This window comes from Burkholderia sp. BCC0397 (genome assembly GCF_902832865.1).
Lineage (GTDB): Bacteria > Pseudomonadota > Gammaproteobacteria > Burkholderiales > Burkholderiaceae > Burkholderia.
This window is the reverse complement of the sequence record NZ_CADFDL010000005.1, coordinates 408,483-423,869: the sequence shown is the minus strand read 5'-3', so window position 1 is coordinate 423,869 and position 15,387 is coordinate 408,483. Positions and strand designations below refer to the sequence as shown.

14 protein-coding genes are annotated in these 15,387 nt (G+C 65.5%); 11 read left to right on the top strand and 3 right to left on the bottom strand.

What is annotated here, in order from left to right:
* The first annotated feature begins 442 nt into the window (after positions 1 to 442).
* The 4 genes from HWX03_RS19375 (at position 443) to HWX03_RS19360 (ending at position 4,907) form a co-directional block, all read left to right on the top strand.
* On the top strand, positions 443 to 1,297 hold the full coding sequence (locus tag HWX03_RS19375) for a helix-turn-helix domain-containing protein (RefSeq protein ID WP_011547464.1): 855 nt from the start codon (positions 443 to 445) through the stop codon (positions 1,295 to 1,297).
* A gap of 123 nt (positions 1,298 to 1,420) precedes the next feature.
* Positions 1,421 to 3,094: an ATP-dependent helicase gene (locus HWX03_RS19370; protein ID WP_175872292.1), complete on the top strand. Its 1,674-nt coding sequence runs from the start codon at positions 1,421 to 1,423 to the stop codon at positions 3,092 to 3,094.
* Between the two features lie 197 nt (positions 3,095 to 3,291).
* Positions 3,292 to 4,509: a DUF6402 family protein gene (locus tag HWX03_RS19365; RefSeq protein ID WP_175872291.1), complete on the top strand. Its 1,218-nt coding sequence runs from the start codon at positions 3,292 to 3,294 to the stop codon at positions 4,507 to 4,509.
* Between the two features lie 26 nt (positions 4,510 to 4,535).
* Complete coding sequence (locus tag HWX03_RS19360; protein WP_244132680.1) at positions 4,536 to 4,907, top strand: hypothetical protein; 372 nt, start codon at positions 4,536 to 4,538, stop codon at positions 4,905 to 4,907.
* A gap of 161 nt (positions 4,908 to 5,068) precedes the next feature.
* Here HWX03_RS19360 and HWX03_RS19355 read toward each other — a convergent pair whose 3' ends face one another.
* Positions 5,069 to 6,628: a methyl-accepting chemotaxis protein gene (locus HWX03_RS19355; protein WP_175872290.1), complete on the bottom strand. Its 1,560-nt coding sequence runs from the start codon at positions 6,626 to 6,628 to the stop codon at positions 5,069 to 5,071.
* A gap of 231 nt (positions 6,629 to 6,859) precedes the next feature.
* On the opposite strand from HWX03_RS19355, the gene HWX03_RS19350 reads away from it, so the two are divergent.
* Positions 6,860 to 8,374, top strand: coding sequence for an MDR family MFS transporter (locus HWX03_RS19350; protein ID WP_175872289.1), 1,515 nt, complete (start codon positions 6,860 to 6,862; stop codon positions 8,372 to 8,374).
* A gap of 34 nt (positions 8,375 to 8,408) precedes the next feature.
* On the opposite strand, the gene HWX03_RS19345 is transcribed toward HWX03_RS19350, so the two are convergent.
* On the bottom strand, positions 8,409 to 9,407 hold the full coding sequence (locus HWX03_RS19345; RefSeq protein WP_175872288.1) for a quinone oxidoreductase: 999 nt from the start codon (positions 9,405 to 9,407) through the stop codon (positions 8,409 to 8,411).
* Positions 9,408 to 9,537: 130 nt separating this feature from the next.
* On the opposite strand from HWX03_RS19345, the gene HWX03_RS19340 reads away from it, so the two are divergent.
* From HWX03_RS19340 to HWX03_RS19320, 5 genes are all read left to right on the top strand, one after another.
* Positions 9,538 to 10,461 (top strand): LysR family transcriptional regulator, encoded by a 924-nt coding sequence (locus tag HWX03_RS19340; protein ID WP_175872313.1) that lies wholly within the window; start codon positions 9,538 to 9,540, stop codon positions 10,459 to 10,461.
* A gap of 93 nt (positions 10,462 to 10,554) precedes the next feature.
* A complete protein-coding gene (locus tag HWX03_RS19335; protein WP_175872287.1) occupies positions 10,555 to 11,115 on the top strand; it encodes a GNAT family N-acetyltransferase in 561 nt (186 codons plus the stop codon).
* A 9-nt stretch (positions 11,116 to 11,124) separates the two neighbouring features.
* Complete coding sequence (locus HWX03_RS19330) at positions 11,125 to 11,964, top strand: MerR family transcriptional regulator (RefSeq protein WP_174390050.1); 840 nt, start codon at positions 11,125 to 11,127, stop codon at positions 11,962 to 11,964.
* Positions 11,965 to 12,346: 382 nt separating this feature from the next.
* Positions 12,347 to 12,550 (top strand): cold-shock protein, encoded by a 204-nt coding sequence (locus HWX03_RS19325; RefSeq protein ID WP_011549079.1) that lies wholly within the window; start codon positions 12,347 to 12,349, stop codon positions 12,548 to 12,550.
* Positions 12,551 to 12,828: 278 nt separating this feature from the next.
* On the top strand, positions 12,829 to 13,053 hold the full coding sequence (locus HWX03_RS19320) for a hypothetical protein (RefSeq protein WP_174390049.1): 225 nt from the start codon (positions 12,829 to 12,831) through the stop codon (positions 13,051 to 13,053).
* Between the two features lie 202 nt (positions 13,054 to 13,255).
* Here HWX03_RS19320 and speB read toward each other — a convergent pair whose 3' ends face one another.
* Complete coding sequence (gene speB, locus HWX03_RS19315; RefSeq protein WP_175872286.1) at positions 13,256 to 14,224, bottom strand: agmatinase; 969 nt, start codon at positions 14,222 to 14,224, stop codon at positions 13,256 to 13,258.
* Between the two features lie 360 nt (positions 14,225 to 14,584).
* Here speB and HWX03_RS19310 point away from each other — a divergent pair, with 360 nt between their 5' ends.
* Positions 14,585 to 15,256, top strand: coding sequence for a lysoplasmalogenase (locus tag HWX03_RS19310; protein WP_175872285.1), 672 nt, complete (start codon positions 14,585 to 14,587; stop codon positions 15,254 to 15,256).
* The last annotated feature ends 131 nt before the right edge of the window (positions 15,257 to 15,387 follow it).

The window sequence follows — 15,387 nt, the reverse complement described above, 5'->3', positions numbered from 1 at the left end:
CTGGCTTAAAAAATGTATCTATGTTGGTTACACTAGAGGAAACCGTCGATCGATCGATCGTCCTGCAAGGGTCTCGGCCGGCCGTCGCGCGATATCCTGCAAAATGGGTCGGATACATCGGTCCGGGCGAGTACGCGCCCTGCGTTGGTGCATCGTGCGACGATTACCTGTCGCCCCGTGCGGAATCACATCCCGGTCGTTGAAATCCCGACCTGAAGGTGTCGAACGTACGTTCGCGCACACGCGCCAAGGCAGGCCGAGCGTAACTTCATGACACACCTTTCACACAAACGCACCTTTCACAACACTGAATGACGACCATTTTGCGGTAAAGTTATCTTTTCCGTGCGTGGCCGGTCGGCTCGCCCCTGGACGTCATGAAGACTGTCCGCCGAGACTGCCGCAAGGCGTCGTTCTGAACGTCACGATCCGTTCCCGTAGCATGACCACTGAAGCAATCACCACGGATTCCCTCGCGGTTGCCGAGCGCGTGCGCGAGCTGATGACCCGCAACGGCATCGGCAAGCGCCAGCAGACTACCGAGCTGTGCCGCATCCTCGACCTGAGTTTTTCGCAAGGCCACCGCAAACTGCGCGGTAGCAGCCCCTGGACGCTCGCGCAGATCAAGAAAGTCGCCGAAGCGTACGGCGAACCCGCCGCGCAGTTGTTCGGCGCGCAAACGCTCGACCCCGGCATGGTCGGCGCCTATTCCCAGGAAGCCGTCCTGTATGCCGGCGTCGCCGAGATTCCGTGCACCGCCTGGATCGGCGCGCCGCTCGAAGCCGGCGCGCGTCCCGAGTTCGTCGCGTACGAACAGAACGGCCGCTGGCGCGTGCTGCGCCATACCGGCGTGCTGTACCAGAACGCGTACGACGTGCACAAGATCGAGATCTACCCGCGCCGCGCGGAGAGCGACAAGCTCGTCGTCGCGGTGATCGATCCCGATCGCGTCAGCGCGACCGAGCTGTGCCGCTATCTCGAACGGCAGGGTTTCGCGACGGCCGCGTTCGACGGGCTCGCAGCGTTCGTCGACGCGCTGCAGGGCCAGGCCTTCGACGCGGTCCTGACCGAATGGCTGTTCGACGACGGGACGGCCGCCACCGCGATCAAGGCCGTGCGCACGTCCGACAACCCGGGCGCGCCGATTTTCGTGCTGACGGGCGACCTGCTCACCGGCCGCGCGAGCGAAGCCGACATCAGCGAAGTGATTCGCGCGTTCGACGTGGTGTGCTACGAAAAACCCGCGCGCATGGCGATTCTCAGCGCCGATCTCGCGAAGCGGCTCACGCGCGGCTGACGTCCGCCGGGCCGGCCGCCCGTCGAATGGCCAACGCACGCGCGTCGCCGCGGGCATGAACCGGTTCCTCAGTACAATAGCCGCACCCGTTCACGCCCACGCCGGCATCCGCCGCCCGACGCCATGGCCCGCCTCATCCCCGACGACTGGAAAAGCCTCGCCGCGACCGGCGCGGCCGAACGCGAGCGCGAAACGCTCGCCGCGCTCGAACACGCGCTGCCCGATAGCTACACCGTGTATCACGGCGTCCACTGGACGCGCGCCGACCAGGCGTTCTCGGTGTTCGGCGAAGCCGCGTTCGTCGTCGTGAGCCCGGCCGGCCGCGTGCTGCTGACCGAGCAGAAGGCCGGCTTCCTGCGCGAAACCCCGAAAGGGCTCGTGAAGGTCTACCTGCAGAAGGAGCGCAATGTCCCGATCCAGCTCGCGCGCACGCAGGAGACGCTGCACCGGCGCCTGACGGCCGCGCTCGGCGCGGGCGTCTACGGCGTCGAGGCGCTGCTGTACTGCCCCGACTACTCGATCCGCGACGCGTCGATCGCCGGCGTCGCGCCCGACCGCATCGTCGATGCGTCGCGCAAGGCGCAGCTCGCGCAAGTGATCCTGCAGATCCTGCCCGAAGACGACGAGCACTTTCCGAATGCGCCGAAGCTCCACCATTTCCTTGCGGACGAGCTCGCGCTCACGCCCGACACGAGCGCGCTCGTCGGACAGGCCGGCACGCTCGTCACCCGGCTGTCGGGTGGGCTCGCCGCATGGGCGCGCCAGCTCGAATTCACGCCGTTCCGGCTGCGCGTCACCGGCACCGCCGGCTCGGGCAAGACGCAGCTTGCGGTGCAGGTGATGCGCGATGCCGTCGCGGCCGGCCAGCGCGTGCTCTACGTATGCTTCAACCGGCCGCTCGCCGATTACATCGCGCGCATCGCGCCGCCCGGCGCGAAGATCGCGAACTACCACCAGTTGTGCGACTGGGTCGCGCGCGACGGCGGCTATACGCCCGACTTCCAGGTGCCCGGCGAATTCGAGCGGCTCGAGGCGCGCTTCGCGCAAGCGCCGATTCCCGAACGCTGGCGCTTCGACGTGCTGGTCGTCGACGAAGGGCAAGATTTCCATGCGCCGTGGGCGGCCGCGCTGGAGCGCTTGCTCGCGCCGGACGGCGCATGGTGGTGGCTGGAAGATCCGCTGCAGAACCTGTACATGCGCGAACCCGTCGCGCTGCCCGGCTGGGTCACGCTCAAGGCGCTCACGAATTACCGCAGCCCGCGCGACCTGCTCGAATTCGTGCGCGACGTCGTGGGCCGGGCCGAGCCGCTCGCGGCCGAACTGCGCTCGGGCAGCCCGTTCGACGGCTCCGATCCGTCGGTGTCGGCATACGGGGACGATGGCGCGTCGAGCGACGCATTGGCGCAAGCCTGCATCGACGCGACCAAGCGTGCGATCACGCATGCGCTGTCGCTCGGCTTCCGCAAGCAGGACATCGCGGTGCTGTCGTACCGCGGCCGCGAAGGCTCGGTGCTCGCCCCGCTCGACCAGCTCGGCCCGCACCGGATCAAGCGCTTCACCGGCAAGTACGACCTGTTCGGCAACCCCGAGTATCGCGAAGGCGACGTGCTGCTCGATTCGATCTACCGCTTCAAGGGCCAGTCGGCGCCGTGCGTTATCCTCACCGAAGTCGACTTCGACACGCTCGACGCGCGTGCCGCGCGCAAGCTGTTCGTCGGCGCGACGCGTGCGACGATGAAGCTGCTGATCGTCGCGTCGTCGCGCGCGGCCGCGCAACTGGCGGACGCGGCCGGTTGACGCGGCGGGCGGGCGAACGCCTGTCCGCCCCCGGGACACTCTCCGATATCGTGGTCGTTGACACAATCGGGCACATTTCTCGATGCTCCGGACCCTTGTCCACGCTCGTTTCGATCTGTTTCGGCAATACCGGGCGGTTTGTCCGCTTGCAACCGGCCTCTACGATGCCAGGCCATTCGTTGCAAACGGAATAGTCCATGGCCGACGTAAAAAAGCTGCCGTACTACAAACCGAAAAAGGGGTTGTTCGGATCGGAGTTGAGGGAATACAAGGGTTCCCAAGGGTGCGTCCCGCTTGATACGCAAAGGAGCGTATCGATCGACCGGCTTGCACCGGGGGAAAAGCCGCCGCCACCGCCTCCGAAAGCGATTTCCAGGCCTTCGAATGTCCCGAAGCCTCCTGCAGCACCTCAACCGCCGCCGCAAGCCAATCAGGCAATAACCAAAGCACCACCAACGCAGGCGGAATCGGAGGTTTGCGAAAACCCGCCGCCTTTCGATCTCCAGGACGTGCCGATTGCGATGGACAATCTGGGCTGGAAGGTTTCAGCCAGACTTGCGCGGATCTGGTTTGCGGGCGCTGCGCATACCTACAATGACGATCCAACGTCGGCCCAGCCGATGAACAACGATGACGTTACCCTTGACTGGGTGTTGAAATTCGGAAATGTCAGGAAAAAATACGAGAAACTTCTTACGAGCGATATCTACAGCGAGCGCGCGATACGCACAGCATCAGATATCACGAAGTCTTTTGTCAAAGAGCTATTTTTTTACAGAAATTCGACATTCAATTTCAACACCACCTCGTTTACAGGAAATTTGCAAAAATTTCACAACACCTGGCAATTTCAACTATCTAAAATAGGAAATTTTGACACCCTGGAAAATCTTTCCCCAACGGATCTCACAGGGGCATTGGCCAATTTCAACATTTATGCAGCCATTGGAAATGTTGAAATTTCCAGCGAAAAATACTTCAAATATGAAAAATCAAGCACCTTTTATTGCCTGAGCGCCACAGGGAAAATTACGCACATCTATATTTACGTGAAAGACAACTACTCATTCAACGGAAAACAATATTTAGGCCACTGGAACAAGCATGGAGTGATCATTGCGACAGGGTCGCTTCTCACCGGATCAGGATCGCCAAGGCGAGAATTCGACATTGATATTTGGTCAAAAAATATCAACAAACCAGTCGACACCCGAAGAAGCATGTTCGGAAAATTCAAAAGATCCGACGTTTACTTTCCGATCTACAACGCAGATTACAGTCGCTGGAGAGAGAGGCACCACAGAGGCAGAGACTTCATGATATATTCAAAGCCAGTCTATTTTAAGCTGAATAAGCCGATCGACCTTAATCTTGGTGAAATATGCCGAATAGAGCCATCAGATACATTGGCCTAGCCATTGCCATTTACGTATGCGCAGGTTTGATCATTCATTTCAGTCGCCCCGCCTACGGACGATGCGATTTCTATGATCGCGCGGATACATTGGATGGCGGCACAAAAAACATGAATGGCGTTTGGTATCGATTCAAGCTGTGTGGCACTGGCGGGAATGATCAGGACGCGACCGACGACAACATCGAACTAAGCGTGTTTAGTGAAAATGGCGAGCTTCTTGCGAGACGATATTTCTCCGTCAACTGGTATCACGGAGATAGCTCTCACCCGCCCCTGCGTTACGAGGGCAACCTGGTTCGCTATATCGACTTGACCGATGAATCGAATATAAAAAAACATCTGATGATCCCCCCCTCCAAGTGGGATTGGCTTCGCGCCAGATTGCCTTTGTTTTAAAGGTTACAACCTAAGTTTTTGATTTATAAGAAACAAAGCCCCGCTAGCGGGGCTTTGTTTCTCGACAGACTGCGCGCTCGGATCACCGACGAGAGCATCGACCAACCCGTAAAACAGGTCACATCAGCCGACAAATCCGCGGCGACTCACCTCGAACCCGCTCAAGCCACCCGAAACGCCCCCACCGTGCGACGCAGCCCATCAGCCTGTTCCTCGAGCGACGCGGCAGCCGCGGCCGCCTGCTCGACCAGCGCCGCGTTCTGCTGCGACACCTGATCCATCTGCGACACCGCGCGGTTCACCTGCTCGATCCCGTCGCGCTGCTCGCTCGATGCGGCCGCGATCTCCGTCATGATGCCCGTCACGCGCCCGATCGCCTGCTGGATGTCCTGCATCGTCGCGCCGGCCGTACCGACGAGCCGCGAGCCGGTCGCGACACGTTCGACCGATTCGCCGATCAGCGTGCGGATTTCCTTCGCCGCGGACGCCGAGCGTTGCGCCAGCGTGCGCACCTCGCCCGCGACCACCGCGAAGCCGCGGCCCTGCTCGCCCGCGCGTGCGGCTTCGACCGCCGCATTCAGCGCGAGGATGTTGGTCTGGAACGCGATCCCCTCGATCGTGCCGATGATGTCGGCGACCTTCTGCGAGCTCCGGTCGATCTCGTTCATCGTGCCGATCACCTCGCCGACGACCGTCGCGCCGCGCGTCGCGATCTCGCTCGCGCTGTCCGCGCACGCCTGCGCCTCGAGCGCGTGGTCGGCGTTCTGCTTCACGGTTGCCGTCAATTGCTCCATGCTCGCGGCCGTCTCCTGCAGCGCCGACGCCTGTTCCTCGGTGCGCTGCGACAGATCGGTGTTGCCGGCCGCGATCTGGTGCGTCGCCGTCGAAATCGCTTCCGAACCCTGGGTCACCTGGCGCACCGTATCCGCGAGGCTGCGCTGCATGCCGGTCACGCCCTTGACCAGTTCGGCCATCTCGTCGCGCGACGACCAGCGCAATTCCGACGTGAGGTCGCCGTCCGACAGCCGGCGGAAATGCGACAGCAGGCGATTCACCGGTTGCGTGATCGCGAAATGCAGGCCGATCGCGCAACCGAGGCACGCGGCCAGGCCAAATGCGATGCCCGCGATCGCGCCCATGCGCATCCAGCCGTAATAGGTCTGCGCGGTGTCGTACACGTCCTTGCCGCGGGCGGCCTGGTACGCATCGAGCGCATCGGTCGCCTGCGTGAGCGCGACCGACAGCGGTGGTGCAACCGTCATCAGCAGCCGGTCGGCTTCGTCGCGCCGCCCTTCGCGGATCGCATCGGTCATCGGCTTCAGCGCCTGTCCGATCAGCGCCTGGCGCGCGGCATCGAGGCGGCTCGCGAGCGGGCCTTCGTCGTCGCCGTGCGGCATCGCCGCGTAGTTGCGCCAGGCCGTGTCGGCCTTCGCGAGATAGCCGTCGGCCTTCTTCACGAGATCGAGCACCTCCGGCGCTTCCGGATGCAGCAGCGCACGGTCGAGCGTCGTGCGCACGATCGTCAGGTTCAGGCTCGCCGCGGACAACGCGGTCTTCGCCGCCAGTTGCCGCGTATAGGCTTCGTCGAGGGCGCGGTTCGAGCTCTGCATGCCCGCGAGGCCGATCAGCCCCGACACGACGAGCAGCGCGGCAACGAGGCCGAGCGTGGAGAAGATCCGCGTACGGATCGAGAAACGGGAAAACAGGGCGTTCAGGTTCATGACGGGACGTGAGCGATGAAAAATGCCGCGGCAATCGGTCCGCGGCACTCTGTATTACGGTTTGCCTGCGAAAAACTTGAGTCCGTCCCTGCTTTGCAGCTGATCGTGGTCAATTTTTCGGGCGGGCAATCTCCTGTTACGACTGCAACATATCGAGGCTGAGCAGAAATTGACCAGTCAACCATCTATGGCTATATTTCGACTCAATTCCCTGCCATGGCAGATATCTCGATGACAACGAACACCCTCCTCACTCCGCCGGCCGCCGACGCGGCCCGCCGCGACGCGTCGACCGGGCTGATCGTCGCCGCGCTGCTGCTCGTCATGCTGCTGTCCGCGCTCGACCAGACGATCGTGTCGACCGCGCTGCCGACGATCGTCGGCGAACTCGGCGGGCTCGACCAGTTGTCGTGGGTCGTCACCGCGTACCTGCTGTCGTCCACCGTCGTGCTGCCGCTGTACGGCAAGCTCGGCGACCTGTACGGCCGCAAGATCGTGCTGCAGGCGGCGATCGTGCTGTTCCTCGCTGGCTCCGCGCTGTGCGGCATCGCGCAGGACATGACGCAACTGATCGTGCTGCGCGCGCTGCAGGGGCTCGGCGGCGGCGGCCTGATGGTCGTCACGATGGCCGCGATCGGCGATCTGGTCCCGCCCGATCGCCGGGCGCGCTACCAGGGGATGTTCGGCGGCGTCTACGGCCTCGCGACGATCGTCGGCCCGCTGCTCGGCGGCTTCCTGGTCGAGCATCTTTCATGGCGCTGGATCTTCACGATCAACCTGCCGCTCGGCTTGCTCGCGCTCGCGGTGATCGGCATGGCGTTCCGGCCGCACACCACGCACGTGAAGCACCGGATCGACTACATGGGCGCCGCGTTCCTCGCGACCGCCCTCACCTGCGTGATCCTGTTCACGAGCGAAGGCGGCTCGCTGCTGCCGTGGACGTCGCCGCAGCTGTGGATGACGCTCGCGCTCGGCCTCGTCGCGATCGGCGGCTTCATTTATGAGGAGCGCGTCGCGGCCGAGCCGATCATGCCGCTCGACCTGTTCCGTCATCGCACCTTCGTGCTGGTCAGCCTGATCGGCTTCGTGGTCGGCATCGCGCTGTTCGGTTCGGTCACGTTCATCCCGCTCTACCTGCAGGTCGTGAAAGGCTCGACGCCGTCGCAGGCCGGCATGCAGTTGCTGCCGATGATGGGCGGGATGCTCGTGACGTCGATCGTCAGCGGGCGGCTGATCTCGCGGCTCGGCTCGTACCGGCCGTTCCCGATCGCGGGGACGCTGATCGGCGGCGTCGCGATGGCGCTGCTGTCGACGCTGACGCTCGATACGCCGCTGCACACGATGTACGCGTATATGGCGTTGCTCGGGATCGGACTCGGGATGGTGATGCCCGTGCTGACGCTCGCCGTGCAGAACACGGTCGAATTCCGGCACATGGGCGTGGCGACGTCGGGCGCGACGCTGTTCCGCTCGATCGGCGGCTCGCTCGGCGTCGCCGCGTTCGGCGCGCTGTTCTCGCACGGGCTGCAGTCGCGCATGATGCACGCGCTGCCGGCCGGCACCGAGCTGCCGCCCGCGCTCGGCCCGGCCGCCGTGCACCAGTTGCCGGATGCCGTGCGCGACGCGTACCTGCACGCGTTCGCCGGCTCGCTGCACGTCGTATATCTGTCGGCCGCGACGGTCATTGCGATCGCGTTCGTGCTCGCGTGGTTCGTCGAGGATGCGCCGCTGCGCAAGCACAACTGAGCGCCCGCGGCTCGCGATCCGCCCGCGCCCGCCGTCACGCCAGCAGCACGACCCCGCCCGTCGTCGCGCGCGACTCCAGCAACCGGTGCGCATCGGCCGCCTGTTCGAGCGGCAGCCGCGCGCCGATCTCGACGTGCATCCCGCCCGCCAGCCGGTCGAGCGTCGCACGCGCGGCGTCCCGATACGCGCCGACGTCGCGCGCGATGAACCCGAGCACGCTCGGCCGCGCAAGCGCAATCGAGCGGGCCGGGCCCAACTCGTCGAGGTCGAACGTCTGCCGCGCGCCGATCGCGGCCACCTGCCCGATGCTCGCGACCATGCCGAACGGACGAATCGCCCCGAGCGTGCGGGTCAGCACGTCGCCGCCGATTCCGTCGATCGCATAGTCGACGCCTGCACCGCCGCCGAACGCACGCACGGCCGCGACGAAATCCTCCTCGCGATAATCGACCACCGCTTCGGCGCCGTGCGTGCGCACGAGCGCGGCTTTCGCGGCCGATCCAACCGTGCCGATCACCCGCGCGCCGAGCGCACGCGCCCACTGCGTCGCCAGCAGCCCGACGCCGCCGGCCGCCGCATGCACGAGCACCGTATCGCCGGCGCCGACCTGCCGGACGCGATGCAGCAGCATGTAGACGGTGATCCCTTTCAGCAGCCCGGCGGCGGCGGCTTCGTCGCTCAGCCCGTCGGGAATCGGCAGCACGCGCTCGGCCGGCATCGTGCGCAGGCTCGCATAGCTGCCGGTCGGCATGCCGGCATACGCGACACGCTGACCGGGCACGAGATCCGTCACGCCCGGCCCCACCGCGTCGATCACGCCGGCCGCCTCGACGCCGAGCGCCTCCGGCAGCGCGGGCAACGCGTGCGCGCCCGTCCTGAAATAGATGTCGACGAAATTCACGCCGATCGCGGTCTGGCGAATCCGCACTTCGCCGGCCCCCGGCGGCGCGACGGGCGCATCGACGCGGCGCAGCACGCCGGCGTCGCCGTAACGGTCGATCCCGATCCGGATGGCATGGGCAGTTTGGGTCATGACGTTCTCGCTATCGAATGAAGTGACACGATCATCCCATCGTGCATAATCGAACGGAATTCACGTTGAACGCCCATCTACTGTGCAAAATTCGACCGATCACGATGCTGCCGCCGCCCCCTCGCTGCCGATGAGCTGGGACGACATCCGCTACTTTCTGGCGGTGATACGCGGCGGCAGCCTGTCGGCCGCCGCCCGGGCGCTGCAGGTCCAGCATTCGACGGTCGCGCGGCGCATCGACGCGCTGGAGTCGGCGCTCGGGATCCGGCTGTTCGACCGGCTACCGCGCGGCTGGCCGCCGACCGACGAAGGAGGGCTGCACCTCGCCGAACACGCCGCGCGCCTCGAAGCCGACGCGCATGCGTTCGCGCGCGCGGCGCAGGGCGCGGCCGCGCTCGACGGTGTGGTGCGGGTATCGGCGTCGCCGGTATTCGCCAGCCATTTCCTTGCGCCGCGCCTGGCCCGTGCGCAGCGCGCGTGGCCGGCGCTGCGGATCGACCTGATGGGCGAGATGCATGCGGCGAACCTGTACGCGCGCGAAGCCGATCTCGCGGTGCGGCTGTCGCGGCCGAGCGAACCGGGGCTTGCCGCGCGCCGGCTCGGCACGATGCGCTTCGCGCTGTGCGCGTCGCCCGACTGGGCCGCCGTGCCACCCGACACCTGGGCGTTTCTCGGCTACGACGACGCGCTCGCGCAAATGCCGCAACAGCAGTGGCTCGAACGCTTCGCGGCCGGGCGCCGGTTTGCGTTCATCGCCAACGATCTGGCCGCGCTGCATCGCGCGTGCGTGGCCGGCGCGGGGATCGCGTTGCTGCCGCGCTTTCTCGTCGACGATTTGGCGGCGAGCGCAGATGGGGGCGCGGGCGCGCCGGCCGCGGCCGCTGCGTCGTCGTCGGTGCCAACACCGCTCGTCGAGTTGACGTCCGCGCCCCGGTGCGATGTCGAGCGCGAGATCTGGCTCGTCGTCCACCCCGACGTGCGGCGCTCGCCGCGCGTGCAGCGCGTCGCGGACGCGATCGCCGACGCGGTGCGCGATGCGGACGGCCACCTGTAGGCCGAGCTCTGCAGGTACACAACGCGGTCGACGCCTTTACCGCGCCACCCGATGGCCGGCATAGTAACGGTTTCATCCGCCCACTCCGCCACCATGCCTACCGCTCCCGCCTGCGTCGTCCGCGACGCGACCGATGCCGATCTCGACGCCATTCACGCGATCTATGCGCACCACGTTCACCACAGCGTCGCGTCGTTCGAGGAAACGCCGCCCGACGTCGCCGAACTGCGCGCACGCCGCGACGCGGTGCTGCGCCACGGGTTGCCGTATCTCGTCGCCGAATGCGACGGCCGCGTGGCCGGCTACGCATACGCGACGCCGTACCGCACGCGCAGCGCATACCGCTTCACGATCGAGGATTCGATCTACATCGACGATGCGCAGCGCGGGCGCGGAATCGGCCGCGCATTGCTCGCGGCACTGATCGCGCACTGCGAAGGCGGCCCGTGGCGACAGATGATCGCGGTGATCGCCGACGGCGGCACCGGCGGCTCGACGGCGCTGCATCGCGCGTTCGGCTTCGAACCGGCCGGCCTGCTGAAAGCGGTCGGTTTCAAGCACGGCCGCTGGATCGACACGGCGCTGCTGCAGCGCCCGCTCGGCGACGGCGCGGACACGCGCCCCGCCTCGCCCGAGCCTGCCGCGGCGCGCTAAAATGACCGCATGTCAAAACAGACTCATTCCACGCCTGACGAGGCCGCGCCGGATTCCCGCAACGAGTACACGGTCGACGAACTCGCGCGCGTGTCCGATACCACCGTGCGCAACGTCCGCGCCTACCAGGATCGCGGGCTGCTCGCGCCGCCGGAGAAACGCGGACGCGTCGGTATCTACGACGACACGCACGTCGCGCGCCTGAAGCTGATCAACCATCTGCTCGCGCGCGGCTACACGCTGTCGAACATCCAGGACCTGATCAAGGCGATCGACGAAGGCCACGACCTGCGCTCGATCCTCGGCCTCGAAAACGCGATCGGCGGCCGCTGGTCGCACGAGCTGCCGAAAACCTATTCGCTCGCCGCGCTCGCGCAGATGTTCGGCCCGCAGGCGACCACGCAACTGTCGCGCGTGACCGAGCTCGGGCTGCTCGAACGGCGCGGCCTGTCGTTCGTCGCGAAAAGCCCCGCGCTGCTTGAGGCGGCGGCCGCGATGACGAAGGAAGGGATTCCGCCGCGCGAGCTGCTCGACGTGATCAGCCTCGCGCGCCCGCATTTCGACGCAATCGCGCGGCTGCTCGTCGATCTCGTCGTGAAGCGGCTCGACCGCTACGACGCCGGCACGCTGCCGCCGGCCACCGACGTGCCCGAACTGGTCGACGCGATCTGGCGCCTGCGCCCGCTCGCGGCCGTGTTCGTCGAAGGCGAGACGAACCGCGCGCTCGAAACCGCGGCCAGCGCGTATCTCGGCGGGCGGGTCGCGACGATCCTCGACAAGAAGCTCAGCGACGAAGCGGCGCGGCAGTCCGGTACGAGCGATACGCAAGGCGACGGCGACAACACCTGAGGCCACCGCCGTCATGCATGCGTCGGCTTGTCGCTACGACGCGTGCGTATCCGGTTCGCGGAAAAACCGACGGCCGTTGCCGGTGACAACCGCCGCTCGCATGGGTCGGCGAATGGCCGGCAGCGCCGTTCGGCCCTCATTCCAGCCCGACGGCGCCGCATCGCTCCGCCCACAGTAACCGGCCGCGCCGCGAAACAGTTACAAGTTATCGGTTGACGCAAACCCGCCCGGCGGTTAATGTTTGCGCCGAAGTCCAAGAAGTTAGATTGCTGTTCATCAATTGCTCGCTCCTCCCAGCGGTATTCGTTGTCCTCTCCCTCCTTGACGCTTCAGGCGCTCTTCAACAGAGCAAATCTTCGTATATTTTTCTCAAGGAATCTTCATGGATACCGGTATCGTCAAGTGGTTCAACGACAGCAAAGGCTTTGGCTTCATCACTCCGGACAAGGGCGGCGACGACCTGTTCGCTCACTTCTCCGAAATTCGCGCCGACGGCTTCAAGACGCTGGCTGAGAATCAAAAAGTGAGCTTCGAAACGAAGCAGGGCCCGAAGGGTCTGCAAGCGGCCAACATCAAGCCGCTGTAAAGTTTGAAGGGCCCGGCCTCCCGCGACGGACGCCGGGTCGCAGCGACATCCCCACGGAGCTTCGTCTCCTAAAGTTGGCGCGATCGGCTTGAGCTGCATCTGTTTAGTTAGCAGCTTGCCAGACGCCACACGTCTCGTTGCACTTCATCCCCCCTCTGGCCGCAACGCCTTATTTTCGCTTTCCGACTGCGTCAGATTCCGCTCGCAATGGCGTTGAATCAGCGTACCCGTGCGCATTTCGCACGGCACGCGCGCACTCGATCATCATTAAAATTAAAATGCATAACCAACGAATTCAACAGTACAACGGCTATGCCGTCCAACCCTCGGCGCATCGCCTGCCCGACGGGCGCTTTTCATCCAACCTGCTGCTCGAACGTGCCGATAGCACGCGCGACGAAGGCCGCTACCAGTTCTATTCGCTCGATTACTTCGCGAGCGAAGCGCAGGCGCTGGCGCATTCGGCACGCTGGGCACGCAACTGGGTCGATACGCGCGGTTAACGGCAGCGCCCCTATACCGGCACGCATCGCGCATGAGTCATCGATGCGGTCGGTTCGAACTTCCGGATCGCCCCTCCGACGTCGTCGTCAAGCTGCGCCCTCTCCGCGTGGACGTTGACGACGTCCCTGCGATTTCAGAGCAGCTGACAGGCATAAAAAACGGCGGGCAACCTGCCCGCCTTTTGCACTGACGCCCGTTCACCTACTTCACCGCCCCCGCCACCTTCTTGTGCCGCCACAAGCACAGCAGATCGCAAGCCACATGCGCAGCCGCGATCGCCGTGATGTCCGCGTGATCGTACGCAGGCGCCACCTCCACCACATCCGCCCCGACCAGATTCACCGCGCCGAGCCCCCGCACGATCGCCAGCGCCTGCGCTGACGACAACCCGCCCGCGACCGGCGTCCCCGTCCCCGGCGCGAATGCGGGATCGAGACAATCGATATCGAACGTCAGATACGCAGGCCGCGCGCCGACGATCCCGACGATCCGCTCGACCGCCGCCCGCGAACCATGGTCATGCACCCACGCGGCATCGAGCCGCTCGATCCCGAGAAAGTCGTCGTTCCACGTGCGGATCCCGACCTGCACCGACGTCGCAGGATCGATCAGCCCTTCCTTCACCGCCTTGTAGAACATCGTCCCGTGATTGAGGCTGTCCGGATCGTCGTCGGCCCACGTATCGCAGTGCGCGTCGAAATGGATCAGCGACAGCGGCTTGCCGTAGCGCTCCGCGTGCGCGACCAGCAGCGGATACGTGATGTAGTGGTCGCCGCCGAGCGTCAGCATCTTCGCGCCCCAGCGCAGGATCGTGCGCGCATGCTCGACGATCGCCGGCTTGATCGACAGCGGGTTGTGCGCGTCGAACCAGCAGTCGCCGTAGTCGACGGCCGCGAGATCGTCGAACGGATCGAAGCCCCACGGGTAAGGATTGAGTTCCGCGAGCTGCACGCTCGCCGCGCGGATCGCGGCCGGCCCGAGCCGCGCACCGGAACGATAGGTCGTCGCGAGATCGAGCGGCACGCCGGAGATCGCGACATCGACGCCGTCGAGCGCGCGCGAGTAATTGCGGCGCATGAACGACAGCACGCCCGCATAGGTGTTTTCGATCGAGGAACCGTACGGCGTCGTGCGACGGATCGCGCCGTCGCCGTGGAGAAGTTCGGTCATGGTCGGACCTGTTTTCGTGGTGACCGGGCCGCCCCGCTTCGACAGAGCGCGCGGGCCGGGCACGGCGGGGATTCATCGGGCATGCACCGGCTCGCGCATCCAGTCGCGACGCAAGGCGGGACATCGACAGCGGCAACGGCAATACCGCGGCGATCATAGCAAGCCGATTCGCAGCCGTTGCCCCGGTTCAGCCGGGGCAACACGCGGAAAAATCCGGTGGCGGCATCGCGGCCCGTCGCCGTCGTTTCCTAGAAGGATTCGCCGGTTTTCGCGCACCCGTTCTTCCGGATAATGGCCGGCAGCCGCGCCGTCGAGCGCGCGCCGTCCGCCGCAGAGAACAACCAACCGGAGACACCCGCCTTGATCGCCACGCTTCCCGCCACCTACCGCCGGCTCTGGCCGCTCGCCATCGCCGCGGCGCTGCTGTACGGGCTGTCGCTCGCCGCCGCGCCCTATCCGGGCCAGGCCGCCGCGAAAGCCGCGATGGGCATCCTGCTGCTCGCGGCGGGCAGCACCTGCGGCGCGCCGCGCGAACGCGCGTGGCTGTGCGCGGCGCTCGCGACCGCCGTGCTCGGCGACGTGCTGCTCGCGCTGCCCGACTGGCCGCTGTCGTTCGTCCTCGGCCTCGGCGCGTTCCTGCTCACGCACCTGTGTTATTGCGCGATCTTCTTCCGATGGCGCGCGCGGCCGCACGGCTGGCGCATCGTTGCGCTCGTCGGGCTGTGGATTGCCGCGCCGGCGTTCTACCTCGCGTTCCTCCCGCACCTCGGCGAGCTGCTGGCGCCGGTCGCCGTCTACATGCTCGTGCTGTGCGTGATGGCGAGTTTCGCGCTCGCCGCCCGCACGCGCGGCTCGCTGGTCGCGATCGGCAGCCTGATCTTCGTCGGCTCCGACACGCTGATCGGCGTCGGCCGGTTCCTCGGCGGTTTTCCGGGCATCGACTATTTGATCTGGGGCCTCTATGCGCTCGCGCAGGTCACGATCGTGGCCGGGGTTTTCCATGAGACGGCTGCCCGCTCGATCCGTCCGTGATTCGAGTCCAAATCGACCGGGCCCTCCGTGGTCTACCACGGTGCATCACCCATGATCGACAACCACGGCCGCGCTATCCTCAAGTCATCTTTCGACATGCCGGATGTCGACAACTTCAGTCGTACGGCTCG

Bases quoted from the DNA above. Each gene is read 5' to 3' on its own strand.
- HWX03_RS19375 (WP_011547464.1), top strand. From the start codon at position 443: ATGACCACTGAAGCAATCACCACGGATTCCCTCGCGGTTGCCGAGCGC.
- HWX03_RS19370 (WP_175872292.1), top strand. From the start codon at position 1,421: ATGGCCCGCCTCATCCCCGACGACTGGAAAAGCCTCGCCGCGACCGGC.
- HWX03_RS19365 (WP_175872291.1), top strand. From the start codon at position 3,292: ATGGCCGACGTAAAAAAGCTGCCGTACTACAAACCGAAAAAGGGGTTG.
- HWX03_RS19355 (WP_175872290.1), bottom strand. From the start codon at position 6,628: ATGAACCTGAACGCCCTGTTTTCCCGTTTCTCGATCCGTACGCGGATC.
- HWX03_RS19350 (WP_175872289.1), top strand. From the start codon at position 6,860: ATGACAACGAACACCCTCCTCACTCCGCCGGCCGCCGACGCGGCCCGC.
- HWX03_RS19345 (WP_175872288.1), bottom strand. From the start codon at position 9,407: ATGACCCAAACTGCCCATGCCATCCGGATCGGGATCGACCGTTACGGC.
- HWX03_RS19340 (WP_175872313.1), top strand. From the start codon at position 9,538: ATGAGCTGGGACGACATCCGCTACTTTCTGGCGGTGATACGCGGCGGC.
- HWX03_RS19335 (WP_175872287.1), top strand. From the start codon at position 10,555: ATGCCTACCGCTCCCGCCTGCGTCGTCCGCGACGCGACCGATGCCGAT.
- HWX03_RS19330 (WP_174390050.1), top strand. From the start codon at position 11,125: ATGTCAAAACAGACTCATTCCACGCCTGACGAGGCCGCGCCGGATTCC.
- HWX03_RS19325 (WP_011549079.1), top strand. From the start codon at position 12,347: ATGGATACCGGTATCGTCAAGTGGTTCAACGACAGCAAAGGCTTTGGC.
- HWX03_RS19320 (WP_174390049.1), top strand. From the start codon at position 12,829: ATGCATAACCAACGAATTCAACAGTACAACGGCTATGCCGTCCAACCC.
- speB (WP_175872286.1), bottom strand. From the start codon at position 14,224: ATGACCGAACTTCTCCACGGCGACGGCGCGATCCGTCGCACGACGCCG.